The sequence below is a fragment of the Streptomyces griseorubiginosus genome (genome assembly GCF_017614965.1).
In the GTDB taxonomy this organism is placed as follows: Bacteria; Actinomycetota; Actinomycetes; order Streptomycetales; family Streptomycetaceae; genus Streptomyces; species Streptomyces griseorubiginosus_B.
In genome coordinates this window covers 1-8,551 of the sequence record NZ_WVUG01000354.1, presented here as the reverse complement: position 1 = coordinate 8,551, position 8,551 = coordinate 1, and the positions used below count along the sequence as shown (strand labels likewise).

5 protein-coding genes are annotated in these 8,551 nt (G+C 76.3%); 4 read left to right on the top strand and 1 reads right to left on the bottom strand.

Annotated features, from left to right (window positions below; genetic code table 11):
* A partial coding sequence (locus GRC12_RS38445) for an FHA domain-containing protein (RefSeq protein WP_208784962.1) occupies positions 1–1,234 on the top strand: 1,234 nt, incomplete at its 5' end.
* A gap of 126 nt (positions 1,235–1,360) precedes the next feature.
* On the opposite strand, the gene GRC12_RS38440 is transcribed toward GRC12_RS38445, so the two are convergent.
* Positions 1,361–2,350: a methyltransferase domain-containing protein gene (locus tag GRC12_RS38440; RefSeq protein WP_208784960.1), complete on the bottom strand. Its 990-nt coding sequence runs from the start codon at positions 2,348–2,350 to the stop codon at positions 1,361–1,363.
* A 98-nt stretch (positions 2,351–2,448) separates the two neighbouring features.
* On the opposite strand from GRC12_RS38440, the gene GRC12_RS38435 reads away from it, so the two are divergent.
* The 3 genes from GRC12_RS38435 to GRC12_RS38425 all read left to right on the top strand — a co-directional run.
* Positions 2,449–2,862, top strand: a complete 414-nt coding sequence (locus GRC12_RS38435) for a globin (RefSeq protein ID WP_208784958.1) — start codon at positions 2,449–2,451, stop codon at positions 2,860–2,862.
* A 176-nt stretch (positions 2,863–3,038) separates the two neighbouring features.
* Positions 3,039–6,395: an FtsX-like permease family protein gene (locus GRC12_RS38430; protein WP_208784956.1), complete on the top strand. Its 3,357-nt coding sequence runs from the start codon at positions 3,039–3,041 to the stop codon at positions 6,393–6,395.
* A 1-nt stretch (position 6,396) separates the two neighbouring features.
* A partial coding sequence (locus GRC12_RS38425) for an ABC transporter permease (protein WP_208784954.1) occupies positions 6,397–8,551 on the top strand: 2,155 nt, incomplete at its 3' end.

Genomic DNA, 8,551 nt, shown 5'->3' with positions numbered 1-8,551 from the left:
CTCGTACGAGTACCAGAGCTCCCGCCCGTCCCAGATGAACCGCCCCGCCGAACCGATCCCGCCGTTCGGCAGCGAGCCCTCGGGCCCGACCCCGTTCGGCAACGACCCGCGCCCGGGCGGCCCCGGCGGCCCGTCGGGCTTCGGCAACGACCCGCGCCCGGGAGGCCCGTCCGGCCCCTCCGGCTACGGCAACGACCCCCGCCCGGGAGGCCAGTCCGGCCCCTCCGGCTTCGGCGAGGACCCGCGCCCGGGTGGCGGCCCTTCCGGTTTCGGCAACGACCCGCGCCCCGGCGGTCCCGGCGGCGGTCCGTCCCCCTTCGGGAACGACCCGCGTCCTGGCGGCCCCTCCGGCTTCGGCGACGACCAGCGTCCCGGCGGTCCCGGCGGCGGCCCGTCCCCCTTCGGGAGCGACCCGCGCCCGGGCGGTCCTTCCGGCTTCGGCAACGACCCGCGTCCCGGTGGACCGGGCGGCCCCGCCGGTCCCGGCGGACCGTCCAACTTCGGTCCCGACCCGTCGCGTCCGGTCCCGCCGCCGCCCGGCCCGACGCCGACCACCGCTCCCGGTGGCCCCGGTGGCGGCCCGCAGGGGTTCCAGGCCGGCCCGGCGGCGCCGCCCGCGTTCCCGCAGGAGACGCGGCGGCCGCAGCAGGGCGGACCGTCCTTCGGCGGCGGTGAGGACGACTGGGTGATCTCCCCGCCGTCCTCCGGCCCCGGTGCTCCGGGCGGCCCCGGACGTCCCGGCGGAGCGGGCGGCGGCTACGGCTATCCGCAGCCCGGCTCCACCCAGGCCCCGCCCGGCCCCGGCTACGGACGGCCGCAGGCGGGCCCGGCGACCTGGACGGCGACCATCGGTCCGGACCGCGAGTACTTCATGGCGATGATGCAGCGCTCCGGCCCGGAGGCCGCGGGCCTGAACCTGCCCGCGTACTCGCCCGAGCAGCAGCGCACGCTGTCCGGCAACCAGATCACCATCGGCCGCCGCCGGCACTCCACCGGCGACACCCCGGACATCGACCTGTCGGTGCCGCCGGAGGACCCGGGCGTCTCGCACCAGCACGCGGTGCTGGTCCAGCAGCCGGACGGCAGCTGGGCGGTCGTCGACCAGAACTCCACGAACGGCACGACGGTCAACGGCTCCGAGGAGCCGATCCAGCCGTTCGTACCGGTCCCCCTGGTGGACGGCGACCGGGTCCACGTCGGCGCCTGGACGACGATCACGATCCGCAGGAGCTGAGCGCTCCGCTGGAAGTGCCGGATGCGTCGTCGGCCGTCCGCGGCGCCGTCGTGGCCGGTCGCGCAGTTCCCCGCGCCCCTTCAGGGGCGCTGCCGAACCGCGGCGGACTTCACCAGGTCCGCCTGGTCACCGGCTCGGGAGGGGCCAGACGTACGGGCCCTCCGGGTCGTCCAGCCAGGCCCACTCCGCGCCGTCGCGGATCGTCACGCCGTAGCGGTCCCGGGTGGGCCGGCCCTCGCGTTCCCACAGGGAGTACGCCTCCTGGGGGTCGAGGCCGCCGTCGGTCAGGGCGAGCAGGAAGCGGAAGAGGTCGTGGTGCCTGGCCCGGCCCGGGATCCCGTCCAGCGGGGCCGGCTCCGGCTCGGGACGGCCGTCGCCGCGCAGGGGCACGAAGTAGGCGGCCGTGTCCAGGAAGCGGCCCTCGGCGCATCCGGCGTCCCGCACGGTCAGCGCGAGCAGTCCCGTCGCGAGCGGGGTCAGGATCCGGGCGTCCGGAGCGCACTGGGCGACCCAGGCGGGCGGGACCGAGGTCAGCGTGCAGGTGGCGATGATCCGGTCGAACGGGGCCCGCTCGGGAACTCCGCGCGCCCCGTCGCCGGTCACGACGAGCGGGTGGTACCCGGCGGCGGTCAGGTGCCGGCGGGCCGCGTCCGTGATGTCCGGATACAGGTCGACGGTCGTGACCAGGTCGTCGTCGCCGAGCCGGTGGGCGAGCAGGGCCGCGTTGTAGCCGGTGCCGGTGCCGATCTCGAGGACCCGGTCGCCGTCCTCCACCCGGAGTTCGGCGAGCATCCGTGCCATGAGCGAGGGCTGGCTGCTGGAGGAGATCAGCACGCCGTCGCGCAGCCGGGTGGCCAGCGGGGTGTCCGCGTACGCCCCGCGCACCCACTTCTCCCGGGCCGTGGCATCCGGGCTCTCTCCCCAGCGCCGCTCGTATCCGCCGCGGACGCCGACGTAGTAGTACGGCACGAACAGATGCCGGGGCACCGCCGCGAACGCCTCCCGCCACACCGGATCACCGGCCCAGGCCCCGCTCGCCTCGATCTCCCGCACCAGCGCGGTCCGCGCGGAGCGGGCGAGGTCGTCCAGGTCCTTGTCGAGAGCGTGCGTGCCCATACGTCCACTGTGCTGCGGGACGCGGCGCGAGGCGAGTACCGGAGCCCGCCGGTCCGCCGGTCCTAAGGCTCAAGTCCTGGTCCCCGGCGTCTGAGAGCATGGAGGGCGTGAAAGAGATCCGGCGCGGCACGCTTCAGACGCAGACCTTCTACGAGCAGGTCGGCGGGGAGGAGACCTTCCGCCGCCTCGTGCACCGTTTCTACGAGGGGGTGGCCGAGGATCCCGTCCTGCGGCCCATGTACCCCGAGGAGGACCTGGGCCCGGCCGAGGAGCGGCTCACGCTGTTCCTGATCCAGTACTGGGGCGGCCCGACGACGTACAGCGACAACCGCGGCCACCCCCGGCTGCGCATGCGCCACGCCCCCTTCGTCGTGAACCGCGAGGCCCACGACGCGTGGCTGCGGCACATGCGCGCCGCCGTGGACGAGCTCGGTCTGTCCGAGGAGCACGAGCAGGAGCTGTGGCGGTATCTGACCTACGCGGCCGCCTCGATGATCAACGCCCCGGACTGAGAGTGACCAACCCTCCGGGCTGAGGGTGATCAATCCTCCGGACTGAACCGGTCACGATCCGGTCAAGTTCGATCTACAAGCGCTTACCCTGCACCCCGCCCCTCTGACAGCATCGGCCGGAGGTCTGGACACCTTCCGGACGGCCACGGGGGGTCGGGGTGACGGCGTTGGGGGCGGTGACGCGTCTCGTCCTGCTGCGTGCGCGCGCCCACCGGCTGCTGCTCGCCGCCGCGCTTCTGACCGTCCTGCTGACCACGGCCGTCCTGGCCGCCCTCACCGCCTACGCGGGCGCGATCGGCGACGCGGCCCTGCGCCACTCCCTGCAGAGCCCCCGGAACGCGGCGGACAGCGCCCTCGTCGTCAAGGCCGAGGTGCCCGTCCACCGCCGTGAGGCCGCCGACACCGCCGTACGGCAGGCGGCGCGTCGCGTCTTCGCCGGTCTGCCGGTGACCGTGCGGGCGCTGGTGCGGTCGGGCCCCTACGCGCTCCCCCGCTCGCTCCAGCCGCCGTCGGAGCGGTCCGGGGACCCCGCGCTGACGTACCTCGCGGCCCTGGACGCGACGCAGATCCGGATCGTCGAGGGCCGGGCGCCCCGCGATGCCGCGCAGGGGGTGGAGGCGGCCCTCCCGGAGACCGCCGCCCGGCGACTCGGCCTGAGACCGGGCGCCCGCCTCACCCTCGTCGACCGGCTCGGCGGCCCGAAGGTCCGGATCACCCTGACCGGCGTGTACCGGCCCCGGGTGACGGACGCGCCGTACTGGCAGCTGGACGACCTCGGCGGGCGGGGCGTCAAGACGGTCGACTTCACGACGTACGGCCCCCTCCTCGCCGCCCCCGAGGTGGTGACCGGCGGCCGGGTGAGCGCCGGTCAGTCAGGCTGGCTGGCGTCCGCCGACTTCTCACGGCTGACGACCGCGCGGATCGATGAGCTGCGCAGAGCGGCCCGTTCCGGCGGCGCGGCCCTGCGCGGGCAGTCCGCGCTCGGTGGGACCACGGAGGCGGCCACCGGCCTGCCCGACGTCCTCGACCGGGTCCAGCGCTCGCTGCTCGTCTCCCGTTCGACTCTGCTGATCATCGCGCTCCAGCTCGGCCTGCTCGCGGGCTGTGCGCTGCTCCTGGTGGCCCGGCTGCTGAGCGCCGAACGCAGCGCGGAGACACGGCTGTTGCGGGCCCGCGGCGCCTCCCGCACCCGGATCGCGTCCCTCGCCGCCCTGGAGGCCTTGTTTCTGGCCCTGCCGGCCGTGGTGTGCGCCCCGCTGCTGGCGGCCCCGCTGACCCGGCTGCTGGCGAGGCAGGGTTCCCTGGCCCGGATCGGACTGCACCTGGACGTGCCGGCGGGCGGCCGACTCGGGGTGTGGCTGGTGGCAGCGGGCGTGGCCCTCGGCTGCGCGTTCGCGGTGACACTGCCGGCGCTGAGGGCCGAGGCATCCCCGCGGCGTGCACTGCCGGGCCGGGGGCGCACGGGCGTGGGCACGAACGCGCGACGGGGCAAGACGCCCACGAGCCCGAGTACAGCTTCCCGGCCGGGGCGGAGCCGCACGGGCGCGAACCCCGGTCCGCGGCCCGGGCGGGCGCAGGTGCTGCCCGGTTCGGTGCGGGGCGGTGCGGATCTGGGGCTGCTGGCGGTGGCCGGCGTGGCGTACTGGCAGCTGGGGCGGCAGACCTCCGGCGCGGTCACCCCCGCCCGCTCCGGCACCCTCGGCATCGACCCGCTCCTCGTCGCCGCGCCCGCGCTGGCCCTGCTCGCGGGAACGGTGCTCACCCTCCGTCTGCTCCCGCTCGTGGCCCGGCTCGCCGAGCGCCGCGCGGCCGGCGGGCGCGGGCTGACGGCTGCGCTGGCCGGCTGGCAGCTCAGCCGCCGCCCGATGCGCGGCGCGGGCCCGGTACTGCTGCTGGTCCTCGCCGTCGCGCTCGGCATGCTCGCCATCGGCCAGGGCGCCTCCTGGACCCGCTCGCAGAGCGACCAGGCCGACTTCGCCGCGGGCGCGCCGGTCCGTGTCCTCGGTGCCGGCGAGGCCGGCCCCGGCCGCACGGAGGCGTACGCGGGCCTGCGCGGCGTACGCGAGGCCGCACCCGCCGTACGCGCCGAACTCCCGCTCTCCGGCGACCGTACGGCCGATCTGCTCGCCCTGGACACCGCACACGCGGCGGACATGATGCTGCTGCGCCGGGACCTGTCCCCCGAACCGGTACGGCCGCTGCTCGCCCCCCTGGGCCCGAGGACAGCGACAGCGGGAGCCCAAGTGCCCGCCGGAACCACCCGGTTGGACGTGACGGCGACCCTGCACGGCTCAGGCGGCACGGGCGCCTCGGCCGACGTGACGGCCACCCTGGAGGACGGCTACGGCACCCCGTACGCGGTCCCGGCGGGCGGACTTCCCGCCGACGGCCACCCGCACACCCTCGAACTGCCGCTCCTCGGTGGGCCGTTGAAGCTCACCGGCCTGCAACTGGTCGTATCGGTACCGCGCGGCAAGGCCGAACAACACCGGCTCACGATCAGCGAGTTGACGGCGAAGTCAGCGGACGGGACGGCACGGAGGCTCCCGCTGCCCACCTCCTGGAAGGCGTCCTCGTCGAGCGACGGGAACGTGTCCTCGCCCGACCAGAGGACCAACCCGAAGCCTCCGACGGTGAGTTCGTCGCCGCTGACGGTCGCGTACGGCACCGGGTACGTGCCGGACGACGAACCCTGGGCCTCCGCCTCGCTGACGGTACGGGCGCAGGTCGCGCAGGCCGCGCCGCCCGAGGTCACGGCGGTGGCGACCGACCGCTTCCTCGCCTCGGCCGGCGCGCACACCGGACAACGGGTGGACGTGACCCTGTCCGGTGAGACGGTGCCGGTGCGGATCGTGCGCTCCGTACGGGAGTTGCCGACGACCGGGGACGCGGACGGGGGCGCGCTGCTGGTGGATCTACGGGCGGTGAACCGGGTGCTGGAGTGGCGGTACGGGGTGAGTGTGACGCCGACGGAATGGTGGCTGCGGACCGACCCGGGCGCCACGGGCCGGGTCGCCGCGGCCCTGCGCGCCCTGCCCGACCTGGATCCCTCCCAGGTCGTCGTGCGCGACGAGACGGCGGCGCAGCTGCGGGACGATCCGTTCGGCGCCGGCCCCGAGGCGGCGTTCGCGGCGGCGGCCGGGGTCGCCGCGGCCCTTGCCGCCGTCGGCTTCGCGGTCAGCGCGGCGGGCTCCTTGCGCGAGCGGGGCGCCGAACTCGCGGTCCTGCGCGCCCTGGGCGCCCCGCGCCGCCGGCTGGCCCGCATGATCGCCGTCGAGCAGGGCGTGCTGGTCGCGCTGGCGCTGGTGGTGGGAACGGCGCTGGGGACGGCGCTGGCGCGCGCGGTGATCCCACTGATCGTCCTGACGACCGAGGCGACCCGCCCGGTGCCGGGCGTCCTGGTCCGGCTGCCGGTCGGGCACGTGGCGGTGCTGCTGGCCGCGGTGGCGGTGACGCCGCTCGTGGTGACGGCGGCGCTGGCGGCGCGGCGCGGGGATCCGGTGGTGTCGTTGCGGGAGCAGGGGGGCGAGTGAGATGACCTCGGTGCCGGCTCCCTGGGTGCGGACGCGGCTGCGCACCGCCCCCGTCGCCGCTCTCGCGCTCGCGCTGCTGGTGGCGGTGACCGCGTGTCTGGCGGCCGCGCTGCCGCGGGCGGTCGACCGGTACGAGGACGCCGGTCTGCGCCGGTCGGTCGAGCGGGCCCGGCCGCAGGCCACGAACGTGGCCGTGTTCGCCGAGTCGCCCTCGCCTTATCTGTCGCAGCAGCGACGGGAGTTGGCGCTGAGCCCAGGGCGGCTCGGCATGCAGTACGCCGAGCTCCTGCGCGCCGTCCCGCGCCCGCTGGTCGCCGACCGCACCCAGTCGACCTACGGCGTGCGTACCACCGTACCGCTGCAGGTGCCGGATCTGTGGCTGCCGCGGCCGAGCGGGCTGCCGGCGCAGTTCTCCCTCGCCGCCCAGCAGGGCGTCGGCGCGCACGCCGAGAAGGTCACCGGCCGGCTGCCGCGGGCCACGGCTCCGGTGACGGCGCAGACCCGTGACGTGGAGGCGGCCGTCACCGCCGAGACCGCCAAGTCCCTGCGCATCAAGGTCGGTTCGGTGATCCACGTACCCGGTGAGCGGCGCCCCGCCCTCGCCGTGCGCGTCACCGGCATCGTCACCCCGCGCGACCCGCAGGGCCCGTACTGGGCCAGTCAGCCCCTGCTGCGCACGCCCAGCCTGAACCGTGTGCCCGGCGGTGGCGCCGACGCCGCCCAGTACTGGCTGGGCGCCCTGCTGCTGGCTCCCGAGGCGGCCCCGGCGCTGCTGGGCACGCCCTCGGCCGCATGGCGTTACTGGCAGTTGGCCCCGGCGGACCTCCATCTGCACGCGTACCAGGTGGACCGCCTCCGCTCCGCCGTCGCCTCCCTGGAGTCGGGCCCGGCCCTGCGGCAGGTGCGCGCGCAGACGGACATGTCGGCGACCGTGAACACGGGCTTCGACGACGTCCTGGGCTCCTTCACCGGCCTGCGCGACGGCGTCCGCCCGCTCGTCGCCGTCGCCGCCTTCGGCACGGGCACGGTCGCCGTGGTCGTGCTGCTGATGGCGGGCGGTCTCGCCGCGGACCGCCGCCGCGCCGAACTGACCCTCCTGCGCGCCCGGGGCGCCTCCCTGCCCGGCCTCGCGGCCCGTCTGTCCGCCGAGACGGCCGTCGTCGCCGTCCCGGCGGGCGCCCTGGGCCTCGCGATCGCCCTGCTCGCCCTCCCCCAGGCCCGCACCGGCCAGGCGGTCGCGTCCGCGGCGGCCGTCACCCTGCTGGCCTGTCTGACCCTGCCGCTGCGCGCGGTGGCCGCGCACCACGCCGTACGGATCCACGCCGCCCGAGAGGACGTCACGGCCGTACGACCGTCCCGGCGCCGCACGGTCGCGGAACTGACGCTGCTCGTGGTGACCCTGGGCGCGGTGGAGACCCTCCGCCGGCAGGGCACGGACGGCGATCAACTGGCCGCGCTCGCACCGGTGTTGGTAGGAGTGGCGGCCGCCCTGCTGCTGGTGCGCCTCTACCCGCTCCCGCTGCGCGCCCTGGCCCGCCCGGCCGCCCGGCTGCGCGGCACGGTGGCCCACCTGTCCCTGGCCCGGGCGGCCCGCACCTCCGCCTCCACGGTCCTCCCCCTGCTCGCGCTGCTCACGGCCCTCACCACGGCGGCCTTCGGCGGCTCGGTCCTGGCCGGCGTCCACGCGACGCGCGACCGGGCGGCCCTCCTCACGGTCGGCGCGGACGCCCGCGTCGAGGCGGCGACGGGAGCGCTGCCGACGGCTCTGCCGGACCGGGTCCGCCGGACACCGGGTGTGCGGGGGACGGCCGCGGTGAGCATCGAGTACCAGGCGAAGCCCGGCGACCAGAGCACCTCGGTGCCACTGGTGGGCGTGGAACCGCGCAGCTACGCCGAGTTGGCGTCCCGGACGGGGCTCGGCGCCTTCGGCGAGGGCGAGTTGACGGGCCGCTCGGCGGACGGCACCGTCCCGGCGGTGGCCTCCCCCTCCGTTGCCTCGCGCTACGGCACCCGGCCGCTGGCGGTCCGTCTGGAGGACGGCGGCAGCATCACCGTCCGCATCATGGTGGTCCGCTCCCGCACGCCCGCGGTGATCGGCGACGACTTCCTGGTGGTGAACCGCACGGCCCTGACGCCCGCCACCCGCCGCCCCACCG

What these genes read in the sequence shown, in the direction of transcription:
- GRC12_RS38440 (WP_208784960.1), bottom strand. Translation starts at nt 2,350, where the DNA reads ATGGGCACGCACGCTCTCGACAAGGACCTGGACGACCTCGCCCGCTCC.
- GRC12_RS38435 (WP_208784958.1), top strand. Translation starts at nt 2,449, where the DNA reads ATGGAGGGCGTGAAAGAGATCCGGCGCGGCACGCTTCAGACGCAGACC.